The organism is Archangium lansingense (assembly GCF_026626635.1).
GTDB lineage: Bacteria > Myxococcota > Myxococcia > Myxococcales > Myxococcaceae > Archangium > Archangium lansingense.
The window spans coordinates 7,761,077-7,785,328 of record NZ_JAPNKA010000001.1 but is presented as its reverse complement, the minus strand read 5'-3'; the positions used below and the strand labels follow the sequence as shown (position 1 = coordinate 7,785,328).

Sequence of the window (24,252 nt, the reverse complement as noted above, 5' to 3'; positions counted from 1 at the left end):
CAGAACCGGGCGGAGCATGGTTGTAGGGACGGTGTGATGGTCTCTCGTGTCCCCACCTGCGTGCTCCTCCTGGCCCTGACCGGAGGCCTGCTGTTGTTCCCCTGGCCCGGAGCGGCGCAGGGCCTTCCTCCCACCACCGGCGAGCAGCGCGCCGTGGAGGTGGACGTGCACGCCACCGACGCGGGCACCACGCTCTCGGCCGAAGACGCCCGGCGGTTGGGGCTCTCCACGGATGGGGGCGAGGCCACGCTGGTGCCGCCCGTGCTGACGCAGGAGTCGCCCGCGGAGTACCCCGAGGGACTGGAGGGCGTGGACGGCGAGGTGGTGCTGGAGCTGCGCGTGGACGAGCAGGGTGGGGTGGCGGAGGTGTACGTCACGGGAGGCACCTCGGAGAAGGCGCTGGTGGCGTCCGCGGTGGCCGCGGCGAAGGGGCTGCGCTTCTCGCCTGCGACGCTCGGGGGCCAGCCGGTGTCGGTGCGCCTGCCCTTTGTCTACCGCTTCGAAGCGCCCCTGCCCGAGTCCTTCATGAGCCACCTCACGGGCACGGTGCGCGCGAAGGGCACGCGCCGCCCGCTCGTGGGTGCGGCTGTCTTCCTCGATGGGAGCACCACCCCCGTGGCCACCACGGACTCCGATGGGCGTTTCTCGCTGAAGACGCTCCCGGGAGGCCATCGGATCGAGGTGCGCGCGCCCGGCCATGCGCCGGAGCGCTTCGAGGAGGTGCTCATCCAGGGCGAGACGCTGGATGTGCTCTACCGGTTGGAGCCGCTGGTGGTGAACCCGTACGAGACGGTGGTGCGTGATGAGCGCGAGCGCACCGAGGTATCGCGCATCACCCTGCACGAGCAGGAGCTGCGCGAGGTGCCCGGCACGGTGGGAGACCCGTTCCGCGTGGTGATGCTGATGCCGGGCGTGGGCAGCCTCGCCTCGGGTATCTCGTACCCGGTGGTGCGCGGCAGCCAGCCGGCGGCCACTGGCTTCTTCCTGGATGGCGTGCGCATTCCGATGCTGTACCACCTGCTGCTCGGGCCCGCGGTGGTGCACCCGGACTTCATCGACTCCATCGACTTCTACGCGGGCGTGCCACCAGCGCAGTACGGGCGGCTGCTGGGCGGTGCGGTGGAGGGGCGCATCAGCCGGCCGCGCGAGGACCGGCTGCACTACACCGTCTACGCGGACCTGCTCAACAGTGGCGGCTTCGTCGAATACCCCTTCGCCTCCACCGGCACCAGCGTCAGCGTGGCGGGCCGGGTGAGCTACACGGGGCTGCTGCTCCTCCCCTTGTCCGAGGCCCTCAATGGCACTCAGCAGGACTACTCCCGGGGTCGGGCCAACTTCTGGGACTACCAGGCGCGCGTGGAGCAGAAGCTGGGACAGGGGCGCCTGCGGCTCTTCGCCCTCGGCAGCTCCGACGACCTTGGGGTAACGCCGATTCCGGACGCCCCCGAGAGGGATGGCGTTGGAGTCCACACCGTCTTTCACCGGGTGGATCTGCGCGGCACGCACCCGCTGGCCGGTGGCGAGGCGGAGCTGGGCCTCACCTGGGGCCTGGATGACTTTGGTTTCATTGGCGAGCGCACCGTGAAGCGGCCCCAGGGCATCGTGGTGGAGCGCGCGGGCGAGTACACGCTGCGCCAGGTAAGCGTCTCCGCCCGCGCGCGCTGGCAGCGGCGCTTCTCCGAGTTCCTGGAGCTCTCCGCGGGCGCGGATGTGGAGCACCGGCGCGCGGCCATCGTCCTGAAGGGCACTGGGATCGCTCCGGGCCAGCGCGAGGACGAGCTGAGCGACGATCCCTTCCAGAGCCCCTCGTCCCTGGCCACCTTCAGCGGTGGGTGGACGCAGCTCGTCTGGAGGCCCGCGTCACCTTGGACGGTGTCGGCGGGCATGCGTGCGGACTCCTATCATCTGGTGCCGGGCATCACGCACCTGGCGCTGGAGCCTCGGTTGGCGGTGCGCCATGCGCTCTCGGAGTCGCTCACCCTCAAGGCCGGCGCGGGCCTCTTCCACCAGCCTCCCACGGTGCTGCTGCACGTCCCCGTGCTGGACACCTCGGGCCTGCGCTACGGGCTACAGGAGGGCCTGCAGATGGACGTGGGCGCCGAGTGGAAGCCCTTCAACGGGTGGGAGGTGGGCGTGGATGTCTTCTACAACCCGCTGCGGCGCACGGTGGAGTTCGACCTCACTGAGGTGGCCCTCGAGCGGCGCCGCATTGGGCTGTCGGGTCCGGATCCGGCCGAGAGTGGTTACGCCTATGGCGCGGAGCTGATGGTGCGCCACCCGCTCGGCGACAACTGGTTCGGCTGGGTCTCCTACAGCTTCCTGCAGAGCAAGCGTCACCAGCGCTTTGCCCGCTTCGATGCCGATGGCAACGTGGTGGAATGGACGCGCGGAACGCTGCCCTTTGCCTTCGAGCAGGAGCACGTCTTCAACGCCGCCCTCAGCTACAAGATCGGCAAGGACCTCACGCTGGGCACGGTGGTGCACTTCAACACCGGCCGCCCCGAGTCCGGGGAGGTCACTTCCAAGACCATGTCCGCGCGCTTCGACGTGGCGGGCAATCCCATCTGGGTGCGCCAGGACGTGGACCGCGCCGGACGGTTGCCTCCCTTCTTCCGCGTGGACTTCCGCGTCGCGAAGAGCTGGGCCCTGGAGGACCTGACGCTGGATCTCTACCTGGACATCCTCAACGTGTCCTTCCAGCGGGAGACCTACGGCTACTTCTACAACTTCTCCGATCCGAACGAGACGGGTGGCAGGCGCGAGCACCTGCGCGAGCCGGTGGCCCTTCCTCTCATCATCCCCATGCTCGGCCTGAAGGCGACCTACTGACATGCGACCCTTCTTCCGTCACCTTCTCCCCCTTGCTGCGCTGCTGTCCGCTGGGTGCGAGCTGTACCCGGAGGATCCGATCTTCGCGTACGGACAGGTGCTGCGCACGGATGGCACACCCGTCTCCGGTGCCACGCTCTCCTTCGAGCGGGCGCTCTCCTCATGGCGGGGGGGAGTCCCTACCCTGAACCCGCCGGAGTTCTCCCCGCATGCCTCTGCCACCACGAGAGCGGAGGGGGCTTTCACCCTGGAGTTGCTCGCGGGCGCCACCTCCGAGCGCGTGATGACCGGGGGGTATTACGACTGGCGCAGCTACCGCTTCCGCATCGTCTCGCAGGAGGAGGGGCGCGCCGCCATCCTCTCGTTCGAGCTCGGTGGTGGAGATGTGGAGCTTCCCTCTCTGCGGCCCTGGGCTGCGGACTTGTCGGTGGGGGACGGTACCGAGGGCCACGTTGCCGTGTCCTTCGCGCCCGTGCCCCTCCGGCCGGAGCTCCCGCCCACCGGGACGTGGCGCGTCTCCACGGCGCTGGAGCCGGGGGAGGTCTGGTACGACGAGGCCACGACGCCCCGGCCCGTGGTGCAGCTCCTCCAGCGCGGCGGCGCGGTGCTCTGGCAGGAGGAAGCGGCGGGTTCCCCGTGGATGGCGGCCCCCTGGCTGCGCGAGGACTTCGATGAGCTCGAGGTGATGGTGCGCGCGCAGTCGTCGGGGGAGTGGCAGTTCGAGCCGCTCGGGGGACGGGTCAGCTCGGTGGGGTACCGGCTGGAGTGGCGCAGCGAGCGTCTGCCGATGCCGGGCGTTGGGCTGCATCCCATCAGCCGGGGCGCCTCGTGCGAGCCTCTGCCCGCGGGTGTCACGGCCTGTCCGTGGACCGATGGGCAGCTCGCCTCCGTGAAGTTCTCGCCCGTGTCCAGCCAGAGTGAGCGGTGGCCGCAGGAGCTGCGCCTCACACTGGCGGCCCCGGCCCGCCCGTCCCGCATCGTCGTCCGGGGCCTGGCCGCCGACTACGTGAACAACCCGCTGAAGACGCTGTTCGTCGAGGGCAGCGAGGACGGTGAGCGGTGGGTGTCGCTCGGGCAGGTGATCCGCCCCTCGCTGGGGGGGACGGATCGGGGAGGCTATCGGGATCACCTGGAGGTGCTGTGGGCCGCGGACAATCCGTTGGATCCCGCGCTCGAGGTAGACCTGTCGACGAACCTCTACCTGGAGGGGGCGTTGCACACGGAGGTGGCGGTGCGCCACGTGAGGCTGCGGGGCGTGCCCATCGAGAGCAGCCGCCCCGTCGAGCTCAAGGCCCTGAAGGAAGTGTCCCTCTTCGAGTGAGGGGCTACCAGAGGCCGGGCACGAGCTGTCATTCCCAGAAGAGGACCTGGCCGCTCAGGGCTTCTTGCCCGGAGCCGTGTCTTTCTTCTTCGGCTTCGGAGCGGGTTTCGGCTCATCTTCGTGGCGCAGGTTCTTCTCGTCCACCGTGACGAAACCCGCGGGGAACTGGACGAGTGCTTCCTCCACCGGGCCTTCCTGGAGGTCACGCAACTCCATGGCGCCGCCATCCTCGGTGGCGTGCCGCACCACGGTGCCGAGCTTCGGGTCCACCCAGGCCGTCTCGGTGCGCGTCTTCTTGTCCTTGCTGGTATGGACGATGCGCCACTTGACCGTCGGACGCCCCGAGATGGGCTCCTCGCCCTCGCGAGTACACGTGAGGGTCGGCTCCTTGCCGCAAGGGTTCCCGCTCGCATCGGTCAGCACGAGGGACAGCGGGAAATTCAGACTCCGGGTGAGCTTGCTCTCGATGGCCATCTTCTCTTGCGGGATGAGCATCCACACCTTCTCCTGGCCGAAGTCGAGGAGGATGCCCATGGGCTCGTCGCCCGAGCGGAAGTGCATCATGTCTCCGCGCACGGCGATCCGCTGCCGGGTGGACGATTCCTTGCCGCCCTTGAAGATGGTCACGAGGTTGGCGGTGAAGCTCCGCGGGCTGGCTGCCGCCGGTGTCTGTGCGAGCGCCAGGGGCGCGGTGAAGAGGACGGCTCCGGGCAGCCAGTGCATCCAACGCATGATGTCTCCTGTCTCTCCGCCCGAAACGGGCGGAAGGGCAGAAGACTTATCATCCCTTCAGTCCCTGAAGTCGGACCGCGTCCAGGTGCGCTCGGCGAGTCTCTGTTTGACTTCTTTGATGTACGGCTTCGCGCCGCTGTAGGTCACGTTCTCGTCCCCGTCGTACCAGTCGCCCGAGAACCAGGCACCGACGCAGCCCCACTCGTCACCCTTGGCGTAGCCGCCCTGCTTGTAGGGGCTGTTCATCCAGGTGAAGTCGCCCTCGTAGCAGGCGCGCCGCCAGGCCAGCGCGTATTCGACGCCATAGGCGGTGCTGTCCTTCGTGTAGGGGTAGGTGCCTGCGTGCACCGAGCTCCTCACCTGCATGAGACCGAAGGTGGACCAGTCTTCACCCACGGTGGACTGCCTCCACCCGCTCTCCACCACCGCCACCGCACGCACGATGTCCTCGTCCAGGCCCCACTTGCACGCGCTCCACTGGAGGATCTCATCCGTGGTGCCGGTGAAGTCGCCGTCGATCCTCCCGGAGAAGCGCGCGTTGAACTCGTCGCTGGCCCCGTCGATGCGCACGCCGGGTGCGCCGCGTGTCTGGTTGGCCTGGGCGTTCTCGGGGCGGGGCTCCCAGGAGGAGCGCCGCACCCGTCCGGCGCACTCGGCCCCGGAGGGCAGCTCCGAGCCGGGTGGCAGTGTCGCGAAGTAGCCGTCTGCCGGCGCCGGGCCGTCCGCTCCGCAGGCCTGCATGAACGAGAGCAGTACCACCAGGGACACGGTGACCGGACGCGCTGAACTCATGAGCCCTTTATATTCCGTATGGGAGAGGGGGGCGAGGGGGGCGGCCCGGCCGAAGTGAGTCGCGGGCATCAGTGCCGGGTCGGAGTGCCGGGCGTGCGGGGCAGCCGCACCGTGAGAGTCGTGCCCTCGTCCTGGCTCGATCGTGCGGACACGGTGCCCCCGTGCGCCTCCACCAGGTGCTTCACGATGTAGAGGCCGAGGCCGATGCTTCGGCTCGCCCGGTCCATCTCCCGGGTTCCACGCTGGAGTGGCTCGAAGAGGCGGGGGATGAGGTCGGGCGGGATGGGCGAGCCCGCGTTGTGCACCGACAGCACCGCGGCCTCGCCTTCGGTGCGCAGGTCCACGTGCACGGGTGTATCCGTGGGGCTGTACTTGAGGGCGTTGGTCACCAGGTTGGACACCACTTGGGCCAACCGGTCCACGTCCCACTCTCCCCAGGTGCTGCCATGCTGGAGCACTTCGATGTGGCGCTCTGGCCAGGCCATTTCCACCTCGTCGAGCACCTGCTGCACGAGCAGCCGCAGGTCCGTGGGCCGGCGCTCCAGCGCGATGCCTCCACCCAGGCGGGCCTGGGTGAAGTCGAGCAGATCGCGGATCATCCGAGTGGCGCGATCGGCCGAGGAGAGGATGCGGCTGGCGGACTTCGTGGCTCGCGCGTCGAGCTCCTCGCACCGCAGCAGCGCGTGGGCGGCCAGGGTGATGGCGTTGATGGGGTTGCGCAAATCGTGGCTGACGATGCCGAGGAGCTGTTGCTCGAACTCCACGCGGCGGCGCAGCTCCGCCTCCTGTTCCTTCTGCTGCGTCACATCCTGGGTGATGGCGACGCCAGCGATGATGCGGTCCTCCTGATCCCGGATCGGACTGGATCTCACCCGCACCATCGCTCGCGTTCCGTCGTCGCGCACCAGGAGCAGCTCCTGGTCCACCAACTCCTCACCGAGGAGCAGCGAGCGCGCCAGGGGCCACTCGTGGGGCTGGACGGGGCGGCCGTCCGGGTGGAAGCCGCGAAAGTGGATGCACTCCTCCAGGGAACTGGCGGTGAATGGAGGGCGGCGCATCAGCTTCTCCATCTGATGGTTGTGGAACGTCAGCCGGCCCGACGGCTCGGCGAGGATGACGCCAGCGGGCATCTGCTGGAGTACCGCGTCCAGCAGCCGCTGCTTGGCCTCCATCTCGGCCACGTATTGCTGCTCGCGGCGGAGTGCCTCCTGGCGCACCTGGGCGATGGCGAGCGCGGCGCCCACGCGGGCCACCAGCTCGCGTGCGCTGAAGGGCTTGGTGAGGTAGTCGTCCGCGCCGGCACCCAGTCCCTCCACCGTGGCTTCCTCGCCCGCGCGGGCGGACAGCAGGATGATGGGCACGGTGTGGGTGCGCGCGTCCTCGCGCAGGGCACGCAACAGGCCGAATCCGTCCAGCCGAGGCATCATCACGTCGCTGAGGACGAGGTCCGGCGGGCGTGCGCGGGCCGCCTCGAGCGCGGTGGCTCCGTCTCTCACCGCTTCCACGTCCCAACCCTGCGTCCGCAGCAGCCGCTCCACGTAGGCGCGCATGTCCGCGTTGTCGTCGGCGAGCAGGATGCGGGCCTCGCGCGGGACGGAGCGCGGCAGGGGCTCCGAGGTGCTCGGGACGGCTGTGACGGGGGGCGTGCGCGCGGCCGCGAGGGAGGGCGTCGCTTCCGTCCACCCGGCGGCCTCCTGGAGGAAGGGGCTCGCCCCCATCGCGGTAGAGGCCAATGTCCTCGCCGCCCCGAGCCGCTCGGGCGGCAGGTGCGCGTTGCCCGTGGGAATGCACACGGTGAAGGTGGTGCCCTGGTCCAGCTCGCTCTGGACCTTCACGGTGCCGCCATGCAGCTTTACCAGCTCCTGCACCAGGGCCAGCCCGATGCCCGTTCCCTCGAAGCATCGTCCTCGAGCGCCCTGCACGCGGTGGAAGCGCTCGAAGATGCGCGGCAGCTCCTCGGGGGTGATGCCCGTACCCGTGTCGCGCACGGTCAACTCCACGTGCTGGCCCCGCCACCGCAGGGCCACCTCCACCTCGCCCTCGAAGGTGAACTTGAAGGCGTTGGAGACGAGGTTGAGGACGATCTTCTCCCACAGCTCCGGGTCCACCCAGATGGGCGCGGGCAGGGAAGGGCAGTCCACCATCAGCCGCAGCCCGGCGCGCTCCATCGCCGAGCGGAAGGTGCTGGCGAGGTCGGCGGTGAGGGTGGCCAGGTTCGTGGGGACATAGGACGCCTGCATGCGCCCCGCCTCGATGCGGCTGAAGTCCAGCAACGTGTTGACGAGCTTGAGCAGGCGCACACCGTTGCGGTGCACCGTGGAGAGCTCCTCTCCGGCCAGGCACTTCTGGGGAGAGGCCAGCGCGTCCTCCATGGGGGAGAGCATCAGCGTGAGGGGTGTGCGGAACTCATGGGAGATGTTGGAGAAGAAGGTCGTCTTGGCCTGATCCAGCTCGGCGAGCTGCTCGGCGCGGCGGCGCTCGGCTTCGTAGGCCTGCGCGTTGACGACGGCCGAGGCCACGTGCCCGGTGGCCAGCTTGAAGAAGGTCCAATAGCACTCGTCCAGCCCGAGGCGCGGGGACACGCCCGTCACCAGCACGCCGTAAGGGGCTTTCTGTCCGGGCTGCGAGATGGGCAGCAGCACCGCTGTGTGCGGTGACTCATTCCAGAGGCCTCCCGGCAGGTCTCCGAAGAGCTCGCGCACATGGGGGACCACTTCCATGCGCCCCGTGGCCGCCACGCGTGCCAGCGGCCAGCCGTGGGCATCCGCCTCTTCGAGGCTCACCTTCCGGGGGCTCGCCGCCCCGCCTTCTTCCAGCCCCGAGGCACCGACCAGGGTGGCCTGGGTGCGCTGCTCGTCCAGCTGATACATCAGCGCGAAGGGCACGTCCGCTGGGTTGGCCGAGAAGGTGCGCGCGGCCTGCCGGCAGGCCTCCTCGGGCGAGCGGGCCTCGCCAACGTGCTCGGCGAGCTCACGCAGGGTGCGCAACCTCCGCTCACCAATGACGCGCTCGGTGCTGAAGTTCACCGCGACGAAGATGCCCTCCACCCGGCCCGTTTCGAGGCCGATGGGGCTGTAGGAGAAGGTGAAGTACGTCTCCTCCGGGTAGCCGGCCCGATCGATGACGAGCAGCAGATCGTCCGACCACGTGGCCTTGCCCGTGGCGAGCACCCCGAGCTGCATGGGCCCGATGATGTGCCAGATCTCCGACCACACCTCGCGGCTCGGCTGGCCCAGAGCCATGGGGTGTTTGCGCCCGAAGATGGGAATGCAGGCGTCGTTGTAGAAGACGAGCAGCTCCGGCCCGCAGTAGAGGACGATGGGGAAGCGCGAGGTGAGGCAGATGCTCACCGCGCTGCGCAGCGATGGGGACCAGCCCTCCACGGGCCCGAGCGACGTGGCCGCCCAATCGAAGGCCTGCATGCAGGCGCCCATTTCTCCTCCGCCCGCGAAGGTGTCATTCGCAAGTAGTACGGGCGGAGAGGCGTGTGCCGCCTCGTACGGATGCGTCTTGGACGGGAGGGTGGGGGCCTGGTGGAGGTGCTGGTTCATGGATTCTTGCCGGTCGCAGAAGGACTCGACATGACCAACGCCGTTGGAGCGCAGGGGATTCGCCGTCGTGCCTTCGTTCCATCGAACGCAACCCCCGCTGTCCTGTGGGTCAGCGGGATGCTCGGGCTCTCGGGGAGCATGGATGGTCTTCGAAAATCTCGGCACCCGGTTCGAGGTCCACAAGGAGCACCGCACCCGGATCACCCCTGTAACGCATGCAGGCGCTTGCCTCCAACTCCCCCCGGTAAGCTGTCAGGCCCGCAACATGCGGCCCCCCGAATCCCCTCACATCATCACGCAGAGTGCACCACGAGGCAGGCTTGGACCTGGAAAAGAGCTGATGACATGCACCCGCTCATCGCGGCTGGCGTTTTCTTCATCCTCAGCGGTCTTCTGCTGCTGGTGCAGATGCAGGGTGTCATCGCCGAGTACGAGCGAGCGAAAATCATCGAGCGCCCCCGACGCGGGCGTATGCACAAGGTGCGCACGGGCCAGATGCCTCCTTTCTCGAGGCCGACGTGTTCGCCTGCGCCCGGTGTGGGGGCAGACCAAGTCGTATTAGCCGGCCCTCTCAAATGCAGCCGCAGCGACGTGCCCGTCATCGTTCAATGAGCAGACGAGACCCTGAGAGCCGCTCGCGTAACCTCGGACGAAGGCCCGGACCGCCAAGCATATGGCCATGGCGCCGCTGGCGGTCCCCGTCTCCCCGAAGGACGCACAGGGCAGCACGGTCCGGCACCGCGGCAGGTCCAGCTCGGCGCCGAGCTGCAATTGGGCGTACCCCCACGCCCGAGCTCGCCACTCCTCACCGTTGAGGTCCAGCAGCACGTCTCCTCGCAGGGGACGCTGCTCCCCCTCCGCGACAGCCGTGCGCACCACCTGGACCAGGGGGCGGGCAATGCGCGGGGCGTCCAGCCAATCCTCCGCGTAGGAGGTATCCACGACCACGGATTTCAAGAACGCCTCGAGTCGGGCGCTCCGGCTTCGCGCGATCTCCACCCGCTCCAGGAGGAAGCACGCTCCGGCCTCTCCCGGACTGATGCCCACCGGATTCTGCGGCGACTTCAGGGCCTCCGCCTCTGCCAGCCATGAGATGCTCCGTGGATCGAGGTAGCTGTCAGTACCCACGACGATGACCCGGTCCACGCGGCGCTGTTGAATCCACTCCCCCGCGAGGCGCGCCGCCTTCAGGGCCCCGCAGTGTCCCAGCTCCATCACCTCCAGCACATGGGGAAGGATGGGGAGCTGCGCGAGCTGGATGAGCGGTTGCAGGTAGTGCTGGCGGAGCACCTTGTGGACGGCGTCTCGGGGGATGAGGAAGCGGTCCGGGTCCATCAGGGGTACGGCGGCCACGAGCCCCGTCCTCTGCCAGAACCCGTCCTCCCGTGGGAGCCGGGCGTAGTGCTTCAGGTCCTCTAGGCTGGCCACTGCGAGCTGCAACCAGCAGCCAATGTGCTCGAAGCCTTCAGCAAGCCAGGGGACGGGGTGTCCGGTGAGAGGCGCAGGCTCCTGGCCGGCCTCGGAGGCGTCGAAATGGACCAGGGGTCGGGGTGACATGAGGCCCGCCCGTTGTGCCGCGCAGGAAGTGACCACGTCGAAGCCCAGGGATGTCACCATTCCCAGCCCGGTGATGGCCAGCTTCATGAGCATCTCCTTTGCACCTGCATTCAGGCGAGCTGCCGGTAGCTCTCAGGGTGCTGCCACGCGAGCGGGGCGGGATGGCGCGCCCGGTCCACCCTGCGTGCCACCGGAGGGATGAGCGGGTGGATCTGCCGCACCTTCACCCCCCGCAGCGTGGCGAGCCGCACCAGCGCGAGCCCCTCGATGGAGACGCGCTCGGTGGTGGAGGCCTCATCGGGGTCGAGCGCGTCCTTTGCAAGCAGGCGCTCAGCGCGGGACTTCTTCTCCATCATCAGTGCGTCGAGTGCTGCGTCCAGCGCTTCGCCGTCGCCCGCCAGCAGGGCCCGGCATGCGTCGAACCGGAAGTCCTCGTTGCCCTCCAGCAACTTCTCGTAGCGAGCCAGCAACGGTAAGGGCGCATCGTCGGGTCTGGCGAGCAGGTTCATGAGAAAGCGCATGTAGAGGAAGTCCTCCTCGTACTCGTCATCCGCCTGGTGCGTCTTCTGGGAGCGCAAGGCGATGCCGCGTGCGCCGTCCAAGTCGTTGCTGGCGAGCGCATCCAGGTAGGGGAGGGTCTGGCTGGTCACGTCATCCGGGGATGGGGTGTGCTCCAGATACCAGAGCCAGGCCCGCCCGCTCTTGTACAGGTCGCCGAGGAAGTCGTCCGGAGTCCCGCGTAGCAGCAGCTTGCTCACCGCGAGCCGCCGCCAGGCCGCGCAGAAATCGAGCATCCCCTTTCGGCCTCCTCGGCTGGCCAACACATCCGGAAGCAGTCTCTCGATAGCGAGCCCCGCGGCCTTCTCGGCCAAGGGCACGGGCGTCACGTAGGACATACATGCCTCCTCGCTACTCCGAAACCGCTAGTTCATGCAGATAGAAGTTAGTGGGCTTGATGTCGACCAACTCTGCGACGAGGTGCTCACTGAATACGTACGTGTTCGGGGCCTCCTTGACGCGGAACAGGCCAGGCGGGTTGGCCACCTTGCGGGCATCAAGCACCATCTGCTTGACGGCGACGACGTCCGTGCCGTCGTACTTGATGACGCTCTTTTTCAGATGGAGGCAGTCCAAGGTGCCCAGGGGATTGATGATGAAGTAGTCGCTGCTCGCCAGCTTGCGCTTGTGGTTATAGATAGCCAGCGGCAGGTACTCTACCCTGGGCACGCCAAACCGCTCGATAACCGCTTTGACCTGAGCGGACATGATAAGGAGAGACTGGGCGTTCCCGACGAAGGACGCCAGCTTGAAGCCCGGGTATTCCTCGCTCATGTAGACGCGGGCGTCGGAAGGGTAGGCCACACCCATCTCGTAGCCCTGCGACATCTTGTAGCGGACGTCGCGGGTCTCTTCCGGGACGCTGTCCAGGAAGCAGAGGCTGCGATCCTCATAGGGAATCAGGTTGAGGGAGAAGAACCTCATACGTTCATCCCCGGGGTCTGGGAGGTGTCCTTTTTGCGGAGGGACCGGATGTTGTCTAGGGGCTCACCTGGCATGCTAGGGCCTCCTTCGATAATGGTTCTTCGGCAGTCGGCGGAGATGTCCTCCAGCTTCGTCTTCGACAAGGACACCTTGAATTCGTCGTGCTTGACGCCCTCGGGGGGCTGACACGCCTTCTCGAAGTCCTGGATGGTCGAAGTCAGTCGCTCCTTCACCAAGTTGTTGTACTTGGGGTGGTCCAGCTTGCCATCCCCTGTGAGGCGAAGATGGCGTGGCAGATGCAGCAGGAGCGCCACCTCCTCGTCCTGAGGCATTAGCAGCATGTTTTCTTGGTGATGTATGTTATACTCCGCCTCCAAGAGGGCCCGGCGGATGACCTCGGCGTACTTGGACTCAGCGATGGTGGTGCCGAACATACCCTTGGGGACGAGGTGGTGGGCGTTGTTCCAGTAGGGCCATGTGTCCGCAGTGAAGTTCTTTCCATTGCTGATGAGCTTTCTACCGGCAGCCTTCAGTAGAGGAGCACCGCCGGGCCGCTTGGGCCCATCAATGTGCCAGTCTCCCTCGTAGGCGGGTAGGGAGAGATGGGTGGCGTAGTGGCCAGGGTAGAACTTGTTCGGGTCGGACTTCGTTGGGTAGGCCGAGGTCTGCACCTGTTCTCCCTGCCGTCCGCGTGGCACCAGCGCATCCGAGCGATCATGGAAGACGTCTTTGTGCTGGGCAAGCGTCACCTTGGTGCCCTGCCACCGGTAATTGCAACTGTTCTGCTGGTAGCCCTGGCACTCGGGGGCGTGCTCCGCTAGGCAGGCCCCTCCCTCGTAGGATTTCTTGATGGACTTGTGGAGCTTCAGTTCCTCCACCGAGTACACGTGTGCTGCGGTCTTCTTCTTGTTCTTCTTCTGCTTCTTGGTGCCGCCCTCTTCCGAGGAGGCCTCGTTCCCGGGTTGCTCCTCACTCATGGCGGGGGCACCAGTGGAGGTGTTTTCCGGTGACGTGGAGGAACGTGCGCGTTTTCGGGCCATGCGGTCCTGGCTTTCGGGAGCCTGTCCTGGTCTCCCGGAGAAACTATAAACGATCGCTCACGAACCCCAAATCTGCGCGCTCCCCGGAACGCTCGTGCCCCAACTGGAGATGGAGCCGGTTCTCCCTGCTGCTCAGCTTCAAGCGTTCTCCAGCATCAACGCGGTGTCGGTCGTTCAGGTCTACGCGGCCACGAAGACGCGCTACTGGAATGCGCGCGGAGAGAGTGGCAACGTCGAGACGGATCTTCCAGTGGGACTCATCCGGGATGAGGCGGCACTTCAAGAGGCGACGGCAGGAATTCTGGGCGCCCATCCCAATGGAGCCGAGAGCAGGCGCTTGAGCTCGCTCGCGGACGGAGTGCGCCACCGCGAGGTCATCGACGCGATGGAGCGCGTTCATCCGGGTCTCAAGGACCAGCTGCTGTCCGTTCATTCGGTCTGCTGGGACAACGAGCCGACGATCCGGGGCGCCTTTGCGTGGCTCGGCGTCGGACAGCTGACGCAGCAGCAGCCGCTTCTTCGCAGACCCCACGGCGCCATTGTGTTCGCCGGCGACTACAACTCGCATCGACCCGGCTTCATGCATGGCGCGTTGGCGTCCGCACGAAGGGTCGTCGCAGAAGTCGTCACCCGAGAGGCAATGCTGATGGCACAGTGACGACGAGGGTCAGGCTGCTCCTTTGAGGGAAAGGGGCCCCCGTTTCCGCACCGACTCAGTTCGCCGGCGGCGCTTTCCTGACGCAGACGTTCAGCGGGCCGAATTCATTCTCAAGCGTCAGCACGCACCGGTCGGTGGAGAGGGCACTACTCGGGCGGCCCCTATCAGCGGCCCTCCTCGGCCCCTGCGCTCCAGCCCGTCACCCCTCAACTCGAGCTCGAGACACTCGCATAGGACAGGTGGCGCATGCGGTGCCGCTGTCAGGAGACGTTGCAGCCGCGCTTGAGAGAGGGCAGAAGGCGCGCGGCGGTCTCCTGGTGTCTTCGCCAGTCCGCCGTTCGCTGGAGGCGAAATGTCCCGAACGTGGAGCATGGTGGCCGCGATGTGGCTCGCGGCCTGTAGTGCGCAGGTGTCCTCTCCCCAGGAGGAGGAGAGCGCAGCACCGCGCGTGGACGAAGTGGCTCCGAGAGGAGAGTGGGGTGGAGTGCTGGAGGTCCTCGTGGTGGATGATCCGTCGCTCCGGGAGCAGCGCCTGGAGTATTTCCTCGTCGAGGGGCAGCAGCGTTACCCGGTGGTCTTCAGCCGGAGGGCGCCAGAGGGGCTCCGCAGTGGCCTGAAGCTGAAGCTGCGCGGGCGGCGGGTGGGCGGTCAACTCATCGCCGAGGAAGTCGAAGTGGACACGCAGGCGGCGGCCCTTGATGCCTCCGCTGGGATCTGTGGCGTCACCGGAGTGCAACGCAGCCTGGTGATCCTGGTGGCGTTTCCAGGCCTGCCGACGCCGGCCAACACCCTGGAAGAGACGCGAGAGGTCTTCTTCTCCACCACGCGCCGTTCGCTGGCCGGCTATTGGCACGAGGTGTCCGAGGGCCGCACCACCACCACGGGCGACGTGGTGGGCTGGTACACGCTGGACCGCGCCTATTCCTGTAAGGACACCCATGCCATGCGCGAGGCGGCTCTGCGGGCGGCGGACGCGGACGTGGACTTCACCCGGTATGACCGCATCTTCATCGTCCATCCCAGGCCCCAGGAAGGTTGCTTCTATTCGGGCCAGGCCACGCTGTCCTGCGGCGCGCTGTCGACGCCGGACGGTACGGTCTCGGCATCCACCGCCTGGCTTGTCGCCGAGTACATGGACCAGCACGACATGGCCGTGGAGCTGGTGACGCACGAGGCGGGGCACAACCTTTCGCTGAACCACGCGAACTCGCGTGACTTTGGTACCGAGCCGCTCGGGTACCTGGGCAGCCAGGGCGTCATCACCGAGTACGGGGACCTCTTCTCCTCCATGGGCTCTTGGAACCTGGGCCACTACGCAGCGCCGCACAAGGCCCGCATCGGCTGGCTGGATCCTTCCGCCGTGGCCGAGGTGGATGGCGTGAACGGAACCTTCACGCTCGCTCCCGTGGTGTCGTCCGGCGGTCTGAAGGCCCTCAAGGTGCGTCGGGGTTCCACGAGCGGCGGTTGGCTCTGGCTGGAGTACCGCCAGCCCATGGGCCTCTATGAGGAGATACTGAATCACCAGGTATTCGGCGGCGCTCTCGTGCACTACGAGGACGAGGCGACGAGGGATGGCTCGCATCTGCTCGACTTCACGCCGGAGACCTTGTCCTGGAGCGACCCGGCCCTGCTGCCGGGAAGGACCTGGGACGACCCGTACAGCAACCTCTCCGTGACGGTGGAATCCGCCACCTCCGCAGGGCTCACGGTGCGCGTCCGGTATAGCCAGAAGCCGTGCGTGCGGGCGCCTTCCAACGTGCGGGTGACTTCCTTCGCGGACACCGCCTGGCCCGGTGGCCAGCCGGAGTTCGAGCTCGCCCTCACGAATCAGGACTCGGCGGGTTGTGGCCCCAGCACCTTCCAGCTCGGCGCCATCCTCCCGGCCGGATGGAGCTCCGACCCGTTGCTCGCGCAGCTCACGGTCGCAGCGTCGAGCACGGCCTATACGACGCTTCAGACGTATGTGCCCTATCGCACGGAGCCAGGGCTGTACACCGCGGGAGTGGCCGTCACCCGCGACGGCTACACGGTACAGGGGACGACCACGATGCAGATTGTCGAGCGCTGCATCTCGTCGCCGCCCACGCTGACGCTCTCGCCGGGCACGGTGAAGGCAGCCCCTGGCTCGTCGGTCACCTGGACGGTGAACGTGACCAACAACGACTCCGCTTCGTGCAATTGGGTCTGGTACGACTTCGTGTCCACCCTGCCGGAGGCCTGGGAGACGACCTGGTCCGATTGGGGAGTGAACCTCCCTCCAGGTGGCGCCTTCTCCTTCACGATGACGAAGTCCATCCCGGTGAATGCCTCCGGGCTCCACACCGTGGACCTGCAAATCCTGCAGGAGGACTTCGGTCTCGCGGCGAGCGCCACGGCCACCGTGGAAGTGGTCAAGTAACCCGCCGTCTCGCCTTCGGCCAGGGCCGGGGTGGTACGCGTGCGCATCAGGCCTTGGCCGCCTGCTTTTGCAGCCAGTCGTCGAAGCGGATGGTGCCCAGATGCGGGTGCTCGCCCGGCGTCAGCGACTGGTCGTTGAGCAGGGTGCCGAAGTACGGCGCCTGCGGTTCGGCAACGATGGTGCGCGTGTCGCCCACGGCCTTGAGGTGGCGGCCGACGAAATCGGACAGGCTGGCGCGCTCGGGACCGGCGACTTCGACCATGCCGTTGCGCGGTGCGCCCAGCGCGGCATTGACTATGGCAGCGGCCACGTCGTCGGAGGCGATCGGCTGCATGTGGGCGGTGGACAGGCGCACCGTGTCGCCGTCGGCACTGGTGTGGGCGATGGCGCCCATGAACTCGTAGAACTGGGTGGCGCGCACGATGCTGTAGGGCACCTTGCTTGCCTTGATCAGGCTTTCCTGCGCCAGCTTGGCGCGGAAGTAGCCGCTCTCCTGCAAGCGTTCGGTGCCGACCACCGAGAGGGCGACGTGGTGGGTCACGCCGGCGGCCTTTTCGGCGGCGATCAGATTGCGGGTGGAGGCTTCGAAGAAGGCCATCACGGCCTTGTCTTCGAACGAGGGCGAGTTGGTCACGTCGACCACGACGTGCGCGCCTGCCAGCGCATCCGCAAGGCCTTCGCCGGTGACTGCGTTGATACCGTTGCTGGGCGCGGCGGCGATGGCTTCGTGACCGAGTTGGTGCAGGCTGCTGACGACCTTCTTGCCGATGAGGCCGGTGCCGCCGATGACGACGATCTTCATTTTCATCTTCCTCGAGTGATGCCGGCCTGGCCGGCGGGTGGCTCGGACGCGCAATGCGCTTTCAGTAAAGACGTTTTGCAGAAATGCCTTGCACTTGACTGCGAATACTAGCGATGGAACGATGTGGCGGAAATGACAGATACCCCTTGAAAACTGCCACTGAGCCACAGCCTATGCCAAGCATCCTGCCAGCCGGAACGACCCCGTCGACGATGCGCATCGGCCGCCCGCGCACCGTGCTGTTCGTGGCTTTCCCCGACATGTGCCTGCTCGACATGACCGGCCCGCACACCAGTTTCTGGGCGGCGGGCCTGCGTCTCCGGCAACTCGGTCTGCCCGCCTACGACTGTCATACGGTGAGCCTGCACGGCGGGCTGGTGCGCACAGTCGAGGGCGTGGAGCTGCATACCCGCCCGGTGTCCGACTTTGCCCGCAAGCAGGTGGATACGGTGGTGGTGCCCGGCTCGCCGAACATCGCCGAGCTGATCGACGATGCCGGCCCCCTGGCCGACTGGCTCGGCAAGGTGGCCAAGAAGGCGCGGCGCATGGCCTCGGTGTGCACCGGCGCCTTTTATCTGGCCAAGGCCGGCCTGCTGCACAACCGGCGCGCGGCCACGCATTGGGGCATGTGCGAGCTCTTGCAAAGCCGCTTTCCGGCGCTGGCCGTGGATGCGGATGCGATCTTCGTGCGTGCGGACAATGTGTGGACCTCGGCCGGGGTGACGGCCGGCATCGACCTGTCGCTGGCCATGATCGAGGAGGATTGCGGCCGCGACGTGAGTCTGTTCGTGGCGCGCGAGCTGGTGGTGTTTTTGAGGCGCTCCGGCGGGCAGTCGCAGCACAGCACTCTCTTGCAGGCGCAGACCGAGGACGGCGGCGCGACCTTCGACGAGCTGCATGCGTGGATGCCCGACAATCTGGGCAGCGCGTTGAGCGTGGAGGTGCTGGCCGCAAAGGCGAACATGAGCCCGCGCAATTTCGCCCGCATGTACAAGCAGAAGACCGGCCGCACGCCGGCCAAGGCGGTCGAGGTGATGCGTTTGGAGGCAGCGCGCAGAATGCTCGAGGACTCCGACCGCAATATTGACCAGATCGCACGGCAATGCGGCTTCGGTGACGAGGAGCGCATGCGCCTGACTTTCCAGCGCAATCTGTCGGTATCGCCGCGCGATTACCGCAAGCGCTTTGCCGGCTGAGCCCCGGCCGCCCCTGGATAGGAGACGACACGGATGCAACAGAAAGAGACCTCACCGCAGGAAACCATGCTGCAGATGTTCACCGCCTACTGGCTGCCGCAAGCCATCCACACGGCGGCGAAGCTGCGCGTCCCGGACCTCTTGAAGGACGGTCCCAGAACAGCGGCCGAGCTGGCTCGCGACACGCAGACGCACGAGGACTCCTTACGCCGGGTGCTGCGTACGCTCTCCAGCGTTGGGGTATTCGCTGAAACGGAGGACGGGCGCTTCGGGCTGACGCCGCTGTCCCAGACGCTACGATCGGACAAGCCAGACTCGCTGTGGGGCTACATGATGCTGGTGGATTCCGAGTGGTTCTGGCGGGCCTGGGCCCAGCTGCCCCATGCCGTCAAGACGGGGCAGCCCGGTTTCGAGCAGGCCCATGGACAGACCTTCTTCGACTACCTCTCCGGGCACCCGGAAGCCGGGGAGACCTTCAACAAAGCGATGACGTCGTTCTCCACGATAAGTGGCTCCGAGGTCGCACCGGAGCGCTATGACTTCTCGAAGGTGAAGACAGTCGTCGACGTCGCGGGTGGCGAGGGTTCATTCCTCGTGCGGATACTGAATGCCCACCCGCATCTGCGCGGCGTGCTGTTCGAGCTGCCTCCCGTCATCGAGGTGGCGAAAGCGACGCTCGAGAAGGGGGGCGTGGCCGGCCGCTGCGAGTGTCTCGGCGGCAGCTTCTTCGACTCGGTGCCGGCGGGGCATGACGTGTACATGATGAAGATGATCATCCACGACTGGGCGGACGACCAGGCAGTGCGCATCCTGAGGAGCTGCCGTCAGGCGATGCGGGAGGACTCCAAGCTGCTGCTGATCGAACAGCTCATTCCGGAGCGGAAGCTGTCGGGTGTGCAGATGTTCATCGACCTGACGATGATGGCGATGTTCGGCAGCAAGGAGCGCACCGCGACGGAGTTCCAGGCACTGTTCGCGCAGGCCGGGCTCGAGTTGACGCGGACCATCGACCTGGTCAATGGCTACGCCATCATCGAGGCGAAGCCGAGGGTCTGACTTTCGGCTGTGAAGGCGGCGGGAATCGAACCCGCCGCTACAGGCTTCCGGCGAGAGCGCTCCAGAACGGTGGGGAGCGGTTTTCGTAGGAACCCCGGCTGGTTACGCCGCTCCCTGCCTCGCGCCGAGCTGTGTTGAGAGTGCTCCAGCGCGGGTCTGCTGTAGCAATGTAGCAAGGCACGTCGCAGCGGCCCTGGCGGCCCTGCAAGGAGGCAACCCGGCACGGGCTGCGACCCTCCTGAGCCTCCTGCTCTCGTAGACCCCGAACCCCACAAGCAGGCAGGGGCTCTACGGAGGCCCGTGGGAGGCTGACGGTAGCGTGTGCCCTGGTGAGGTGTGGCTGGGCAGCCAGGAGGGCCGCGCGACACGCCGTGGACAGTGCAGGAGGGTCCCCATGGGGGACTGCACGTCGCGCTCCAGGCGCACCTCTCCCCTGCGCGCACGACCGGTCGCCTCGCGCTCCGCCAGAGGGCGCGTCCCTGCGCTGTGAGTTACTCCCAGAGCTCCAGCTGCGCCGGCCCCCGGGCCGGAGCCAGGACAGCTGGGGACTCAGGCAGTTGAAGGTGGCGGGGAATACGAGGAGTCGCGGATCGCCTCGGTTCCCGCGCTTTCTCATGTCGGCCAACACTTTACTCGGACAGCATGAAATAGACGGTCACGGTGATCTCGGTTATCGATGGGTCGGGCGGCCTGCGGTACGTGATATCCATGATGTCAACGGCACCCAACTGCTCGATGCTGTCGGCCAACTTTCGGAGCAGTGTCACGGTGTCTCCGTCATGATTCGTGATCGAGAATTGGTTGCATATCCAGTTCCTTGACTGCTCGCGCAGGCTCTGCGGTTTGTTCTCTTCCATCTCGACCTCGTGTTAGCAGCATATTCTGGCTAGCGGGGACTGGGCAGCGCATCCTGTGTACGTGTATCCATTCGCCAGTCAGCCTCCGCCACGCTGCTTGTTCTTGTTTCGTTCACGCCTATACTTCTCGTTCTTTACCTGCTTCTTCCTCGCGCGGTCGTAAGTACCCTGGTCGTACGGCTCGCCCGCTTCCTTGTTCTTTATCGCCTCTTCCTCCGCCGCGCTGAGCGTCTCGGGCTGCGCGCTGGCCATGTACACAGCGGTCCCGATAAGGGCGAGGGCGACTACCGTAGCGACTCCAAGAATGACCCATCCTGGAGGATTCCAAGCCGTGACAGGCAACGACTCGGCTTCCGCAGCGAGAATGGCGCCACCAGCGGCGGCAAGTGCCTCTGCCTGGCGATTCACCAGACCGTCCGCAGTGGTCTGCGTCACCGTTGCATGAGCGCCATGAACCACTGCCTCTGCAACGCGATCCGCTTCAAGCTCTTCGGCATCCCGAGGATGACTCACCTCAAGCGACTTGGCCGCCAGGCTCTCCGGGGGTTGCTCTCGCACAACGGTCGCCGCCGGTGGTTGCGCTTCAGCTTGTTGTACGCCTTTGGCAGAGAATCCCGCGAGGACGCTCAACTTCAAACGTTCATCATCACCATCTGCAACGGCTCGCAATCGTTCAAGAAAGTCTGCGATCTTTTCCGCATGCGCCTGGATCTCCGGCGTACCGTCCTCGTCCCTCGCTGCGTCGCCAGCCCTTCTGACGTTCGCCTGGACTCGCTCAATATCTGTGATGACGGCGAGCAGCCTCTCGGTCGGGCTGGATTCAGCTTGCGCGGCCACGCCTGGCGGTGTGGAGGGCTCGTTGGCCTTTCGATGCGCGACCTCTGTGCCACCGCCGTGCTTCTGCACCACATGCGTCAGTTCATGGGCGAGCAGCAATTTCCCCTCGCTGGTTGCGGGCTGGTACTGCCCTTCCCCGAACACGATGTGACGCCCGATGGTGTAGGCCCTCGCTCGCACCTCCCGTGCCGCGTTCGCTGCCTCGCCGTCGGCATGCACCCGTACCTGGCTGAAGTCGTACCCGAAGCGCGGCTCGAAGAAGCTCCGCACCGCCATCGGCAGCGGCTCGCCGCTACGCTGCGCGGTGTGAACGGCGGCCCTGGCGTCCAGCACCGCGTCAGCAACTGCCGAAGGCGCGCGTTTGGTTTCAGTCAACTGCATCGCCTTGTCGGCCACCTCGTCGGCCTCGCGCTCGTACGGGTCACCGGGGAAGCTAATGGTCGGCTTGCGCTGGACTGTCGGCAGCATGATGGGGATGCGAGCGAAATCGAACTGGGGCCCCGACGCGATAGGTGGCGACGCTTTGGCCTCCACCTCTGCGTCTGAGGAAGCGCGCTTGCTGGGTGACCTGGCAGGAGCCTGTGATGCCGACAGATGCGGTTTCCGATCGGAAGCGAACATGGAGGGGTCCCTTCGCGTCGTAGCTGAGCCAAATCTACTAACTCTTGACGGACGTGCTCACAGCTAGGGTCCTGTCGCGCGCTGCCCTGCCATCTACAGAACGGATGGGCCGTGTTGAGGGTGGCGTGGAGCAGTCCCATATCCTTCAGCAGCACCCGCCGCACCCGGTGCGGAAAGGACAGCGTCCACTGACGGTAGGGCACGTGCGGCAGCACGCGCTCCACCAGGTGCACGGCCGTCACCTGCGCCCGCTTCGCGTGAGTTGCGCAGGAGGACGTTCGACTTGGACGTGTTCGCCTGAGTGAGGTGTGGAGGCAGGCGGAGGGTGTTGGTGTACGTGATGGCCTATTCATAATGCCCCACCTTCCTCCATACTTATTTGAGCCTGCCCGTAGTCACCTGACTCGTAGCGCTGGATTCTCTCGAACTTCATTGCTCATCGTTTCTCTGCTCGTCGCTTTCTTCTGAGCGAAGGGCTCCGTGCAGGTCTCAACGTATGCCTGGCCGCAGGAGTGGGCTCGGCTGGCGAGCCACGTCTCTGCTCGAGCGCCGCCTGCACGGCCTGGGCAAGCTTCAGCAGCGCAGGGACCGAGAGTCGGACCTCTCGGCCACCGACGCTCGGCGGAACGAGGGGTGGGGAACGGTCCGTCCACTCGAGCGGCAGTCTCATGTACTGCCCGGGAGGATGCTCCACGTCTACGTAGCGCCGACCATCCTGGCTACGGATGAACCGAGCGACTGGCAGTTCCATGCCTTTGAGGGGGTGGATCGGTAGCGTGACGGTCACGCGCTCAATTAAGGGTGGAGGACCCGTGGCAGTGTGTCGATGCTGTCGTGAAGGGGGCCCCCGGGGGGCGGGCGATTGTGGAGCACCGGGGCTTGCCCACGGCCTGTGCGAGGTTGGCCCCGGCACGAGGGCCACCCCAGGCCGCGTGGTGTTGAGGCTCAAGACAGCCAACAGGCCCAGGCCCCTGCCACGCACCTGAAGGGAGCGAGGCCTGGGCAGGCGTGTACCCCAAGGGGGCCTGTCCACCGGCCGGGAGCATCGCTCGGGCGGCCCCGTCAGCGGCCCTCCTCGGCCCCTCCGCTCCAGCCCTCACCCTCAACATGGCCTCTATCCCACCTATACGTTATCCCGCCTATACGTGACACCGGCAAGGTCTAGGTCCGCTACACCCAGGCGAGCACGCCTGATGGGCAGGGCTACCCGGTGTGCCTCGTGCTTGGCTCCTCGGCCCCGGGCGGCATCTACGCCGAGGCCGGCACCACCGCCAGCGCCATCACCCTGCCCAAGAGCGTCCCCTTCACCGTCGTCGCGCAGTTCGAGTGAGGGGCTCGTGGCTACACCCCGGTGCCGAGCGCCAGGGAGGAGAGGCTCGCGAGCAGCGGGGACAGCACCGAGAGGCCTTGCTGGAGCTCCTGGAACGTGGACTCTTGCAGGCCGAGGTAGGTACGGGCGGCCTGCTGCTCCTGGGACCGCTCCTTCCAGGTCGCACGTGTTCCGAGGGTTTGCCGGATGAGCCGGTCCGAGAGGGCCTCTCCCACGTCCGCCAGGGTCTTTCGTATCGGGAGGTAGACGCTGGCGATGAGTGCGGTGAAGTAGAAGCCGTAGCCCAGGACAGCCGTCGCTGGGAACAGTTCGGGCCGAGCGGGGAAGGCTTCGTTGAGCAGGTTGCGGAGGATGCCGACGCTCAGGATCGAAATGCCGATGTTGAAAGCGGCGAGGTCCAGAAACCGTCTCAATCGAGACCGGAACCGCTGATACCTCAGCACGTCTTCATCGAGGTCTCCTGCTTCCACCTGCTTCCCGTGGGGCGGGGACTCACGCAATTGGCCGAGGAGCTGGACGTGCACGCAGAACAGGCTCGAGGCATGCAGCGCCCCGACCGCCGCCCCGATGATGCTCATGATGAGCGTCTTCGTACGAAACTCGGCCATCGAGGCAAGGCCGGTCGTATCCACGGAGGGCGCTACCCGCCAGGTGATGAATTGAGCGACGAAGGGGAGGGCGATCATGACCAGGGCAACGGAGGTGCAGAACATGACCGCCATCCGCTCCCTCCACGTGCCCGGCCAGAGCGAGCGGTGACTCCTGAACTCGCTCCAGAGGATGAGGGTGGCGGCCACCCAGAACGCTGGCTGGAGTGTGAGGAGCATGTGCCAGAGCCGCTCCTGCCGTGAGACCAGGAAGGAGAGGTTCTGGAGGTGAGGGCCCACCTGGAAGAGGAACGCCGCCACGAAGGCCAGGGCGCAGAGGATGAAGAAGGCGAGCGGCGAGCCGAAGACGAACGAGAGGACCGCGGTTCCGGAGCGCCAGAAGGACGGTGGCCCACCCTGGCGCGGAGGCTCGGGGGTGGGGGGAGACCTGTTACGTGGCTCCGACATGAACGCCGCCTTTCGCGTGAGTGGACCCGTGGGGGGGCCCGAAGAGCCGCCTCCCTGGTATGGACCTGACGTCCAGCCTGCACTCTCCCCGAGGGAGAGGGGGTTCGCGCCTCATAGGTTGAGCAAGTGCCCTCCCGG

19 protein-coding genes are annotated in these 24,252 nt (G+C 66.6%); 6 read left to right on the top strand and 13 right to left on the bottom strand.

The features are described 5' to 3' along the window. The first annotated feature begins 36 nt into the window (after positions 1 to 36). Together OV287_RS31070 and OV287_RS31065 are read left to right on the top strand one after the other, a co-directional pair. A complete protein-coding gene (locus tag OV287_RS31070; RefSeq protein ID WP_267542444.1) occupies positions 37 to 2,829 on the top strand; it encodes a TonB-dependent receptor domain-containing protein in 2,793 nt (930 codons plus the stop codon). A 1-nt stretch (position 2,830) separates the two neighbouring features. Next, positions 2,831 to 4,150 carry a hypothetical protein gene (locus OV287_RS31065; protein WP_267537669.1) on the top strand — a complete coding sequence of 440 codons (1,320 nt, stop codon included), beginning with the start codon at positions 2,831 to 2,833 and terminating at the stop codon, positions 4,148 to 4,150. Between the two features lie 54 nt (positions 4,151 to 4,204). Here the strand turns inward: OV287_RS31065 and OV287_RS31060 are convergent, their stop codons facing one another. The 7 genes from OV287_RS31060 to OV287_RS31030 form a co-directional block, all read right to left on the bottom strand. Next, on the bottom strand, positions 4,205 to 4,882 hold the full coding sequence (locus OV287_RS31060) for a hypothetical protein (protein WP_267537668.1): 678 nt from the start codon (positions 4,880 to 4,882) through the stop codon (positions 4,205 to 4,207). A 57-nt stretch (positions 4,883 to 4,939) separates the two neighbouring features. After that, entirely contained in the window at positions 4,940 to 5,674 is a 735-nt protein-coding gene (locus OV287_RS31055; protein ID WP_267537667.1) for a lysozyme family protein, read from the bottom strand. A 68-nt stretch (positions 5,675 to 5,742) separates the two neighbouring features. Beyond that, complete coding sequence (locus OV287_RS31050; RefSeq protein WP_267537666.1) at positions 5,743 to 9,225, bottom strand: ATP-binding protein; 3,483 nt, start codon at positions 9,223 to 9,225, stop codon at positions 5,743 to 5,745. Positions 9,226 to 9,783: 558 nt separating this feature from the next. Then, positions 9,784 to 10,869 carry a hypothetical protein gene (locus tag OV287_RS31045; protein ID WP_267537665.1) on the bottom strand — a complete coding sequence of 362 codons (1,086 nt, stop codon included), beginning with the start codon at positions 10,867 to 10,869 and terminating at the stop codon, positions 9,784 to 9,786. 23 nt (positions 10,870 to 10,892) lie between these two features. Further along, positions 10,893 to 11,678 (bottom strand): Imm49 family immunity protein, encoded by a 786-nt coding sequence (locus OV287_RS31040; protein ID WP_267537664.1) that lies wholly within the window; start codon positions 11,676 to 11,678, stop codon positions 10,893 to 10,895. A gap of 13 nt (positions 11,679 to 11,691) precedes the next feature. Next, the gene (locus OV287_RS31035; protein ID WP_267537663.1) at positions 11,692 to 12,264 is read right to left on the bottom strand and encodes an imm11 family protein; all 573 of its coding nucleotides are present in this window, start codon (positions 12,262 to 12,264) and stop codon (positions 11,692 to 11,694) included. Next, complete coding sequence (locus OV287_RS31030; protein ID WP_267537662.1) at positions 12,261 to 13,241, bottom strand: AHH domain-containing protein; 981 nt, start codon at positions 13,239 to 13,241, stop codon at positions 12,261 to 12,263. The genes OV287_RS31035 and OV287_RS31030 overlap by 4 nt, the downstream gene beginning before the upstream one ends. A gap of 115 nt (positions 13,242 to 13,356) precedes the next feature. Here OV287_RS31030 and OV287_RS31025 point away from each other — a divergent pair, with 115 nt between their 5' ends. Continuing rightward, positions 13,357 to 13,962, top strand: coding sequence for a flavin monoamine oxidase family protein (locus OV287_RS31025; RefSeq protein WP_308809839.1), 606 nt, complete (start codon positions 13,357 to 13,359; stop codon positions 13,960 to 13,962). A gap of 352 nt (positions 13,963 to 14,314) precedes the next feature. Next, positions 14,315 to 16,360 (top strand): hypothetical protein, encoded by a 2,046-nt coding sequence (locus OV287_RS31020; RefSeq protein ID WP_267537661.1) that lies wholly within the window; start codon positions 14,315 to 14,317, stop codon positions 16,358 to 16,360. A 46-nt stretch (positions 16,361 to 16,406) separates the two neighbouring features. On the opposite strand, the gene OV287_RS31015 is transcribed toward OV287_RS31020, so the two are convergent. Next, a complete protein-coding gene (locus tag OV287_RS31015) occupies positions 16,407 to 17,162 on the bottom strand; it encodes an SDR family oxidoreductase (protein WP_267537660.1) in 756 nt (251 codons plus the stop codon). A gap of 173 nt (positions 17,163 to 17,335) precedes the next feature. Between OV287_RS31015 and OV287_RS31010 the strand changes: the two genes are divergently transcribed. Together OV287_RS31010 and OV287_RS31005 are read left to right on the top strand one after the other, a co-directional pair. Beyond that, a complete protein-coding gene (locus tag OV287_RS31010; protein ID WP_267537659.1) occupies positions 17,336 to 18,358 on the top strand; it encodes a GlxA family transcriptional regulator in 1,023 nt (340 codons plus the stop codon). Positions 18,359 to 18,391: 33 nt separating this feature from the next. Continuing rightward, a complete protein-coding gene (locus OV287_RS31005) occupies positions 18,392 to 19,414 on the top strand; it encodes a methyltransferase (RefSeq protein WP_267537658.1) in 1,023 nt (340 codons plus the stop codon). 629 nt (positions 19,415 to 20,043) lie between these two features. Here the strand turns inward: OV287_RS31005 and OV287_RS31000 are convergent. The 5 genes from OV287_RS31000 to OV287_RS30990 all read right to left on the bottom strand — a co-directional run bounded on the left by OV287_RS31000 (position 20,044) and on the right by OV287_RS30990 (position 24,114). Continuing rightward, a complete protein-coding gene (locus tag OV287_RS31000) occupies positions 20,044 to 20,271 on the bottom strand; it encodes a hypothetical protein (RefSeq protein ID WP_267537657.1) in 228 nt (75 codons plus the stop codon). 78 nt (positions 20,272 to 20,349) lie between these two features. Next, entirely contained in the window at positions 20,350 to 21,576 is a 1,227-nt protein-coding gene (locus OV287_RS30995; protein WP_267537656.1) for an eCIS core domain-containing protein, read from the bottom strand. A gap of 246 nt (positions 21,577 to 21,822) precedes the next feature. Then, complete coding sequence (locus OV287_RS56510) at positions 21,823 to 21,918, bottom strand: hypothetical protein (RefSeq protein WP_373371848.1); 96 nt, start codon at positions 21,916 to 21,918, stop codon at positions 21,823 to 21,825. Between the two features lie 247 nt (positions 21,919 to 22,165). Beyond that, positions 22,166 to 22,516 carry a DUF5372 family protein gene (locus tag OV287_RS56830; RefSeq protein ID WP_506344821.1) on the bottom strand — a complete coding sequence of 117 codons (351 nt, stop codon included), beginning with the start codon at positions 22,514 to 22,516 and terminating at the stop codon, positions 22,166 to 22,168. A 554-nt stretch (positions 22,517 to 23,070) separates the two neighbouring features. After that, positions 23,071 to 24,114: a hypothetical protein gene (locus OV287_RS30990; RefSeq protein ID WP_267537655.1), complete on the bottom strand. Its 1,044-nt coding sequence runs from the start codon at positions 24,112 to 24,114 to the stop codon at positions 23,071 to 23,073. Positions 24,115 to 24,252 lie beyond the last annotated feature (138 nt).

Coding starts and splice junctions, on each gene's coding strand:
- OV287_RS31070 (WP_267542444.1), top strand. CDS start 37: ATGGTCTCTCGTGTCCCCACCTGCGTGCTCCTCCTGGCCCTGACCGGA.
- OV287_RS31065 (WP_267537669.1), top strand. CDS start 2,831: ATGCGACCCTTCTTCCGTCACCTTCTCCCCCTTGCTGCGCTGCTGTCC.
- OV287_RS31060 (WP_267537668.1), bottom strand. CDS start 4,882: ATGCGTTGGATGCACTGGCTGCCCGGAGCCGTCCTCTTCACCGCGCCC.
- OV287_RS31055 (WP_267537667.1), bottom strand. CDS start 5,674: ATGAGTTCAGCGCGTCCGGTCACCGTGTCCCTGGTGGTACTGCTCTCG.
- OV287_RS31050 (WP_267537666.1), bottom strand. CDS start 9,225: ATGAACCAGCACCTCCACCAGGCCCCCACCCTCCCGTCCAAGACGCAT.
- OV287_RS31045 (WP_267537665.1), bottom strand. CDS start 10,869: ATGAAGCTGGCCATCACCGGGCTGGGAATGGTGACATCCCTGGGCTTC.
- OV287_RS31040 (WP_267537664.1), bottom strand. CDS start 11,678: ATGTCCTACGTGACGCCCGTGCCCTTGGCCGAGAAGGCCGCGGGGCTC.
- OV287_RS31035 (WP_267537663.1), bottom strand. CDS start 12,264: ATGAGGTTCTTCTCCCTCAACCTGATTCCCTATGAGGATCGCAGCCTC.
- OV287_RS31030 (WP_267537662.1), bottom strand. CDS start 13,241: ATGAGTGAGGAGCAACCCGGGAACGAGGCCTCCTCGGAAGAGGGCGGC.
- OV287_RS31020 (WP_267537661.1), top strand. CDS start 14,315: ATGTCCCGAACGTGGAGCATGGTGGCCGCGATGTGGCTCGCGGCCTGT.
- OV287_RS31015 (WP_267537660.1), bottom strand. CDS start 17,162: ATGAAGATCGTCGTCATCGGCGGCACCGGCCTCATCGGCAAGAAGGTC.
- OV287_RS31010 (WP_267537659.1), top strand. CDS start 17,336: ATGCCAAGCATCCTGCCAGCCGGAACGACCCCGTCGACGATGCGCATC.
- OV287_RS31005 (WP_267537658.1), top strand. CDS start 18,392: ATGCAACAGAAAGAGACCTCACCGCAGGAAACCATGCTGCAGATGTTC.
- OV287_RS31000 (WP_267537657.1), bottom strand. CDS start 20,271: ATGGAAGAGAACAAACCGCAGAGCCTGCGCGAGCAGTCAAGGAACTGG.
- OV287_RS30995 (WP_267537656.1), bottom strand. CDS start 21,576: ATGCTGCCGACAGTCCAGCGCAAGCCGACCATTAGCTTCCCCGGTGAC.
- OV287_RS30990 (WP_267537655.1), bottom strand. CDS start 24,114: ATGTCGGAGCCACGTAACAGGTCTCCCCCCACCCCCGAGCCTCCGCGC.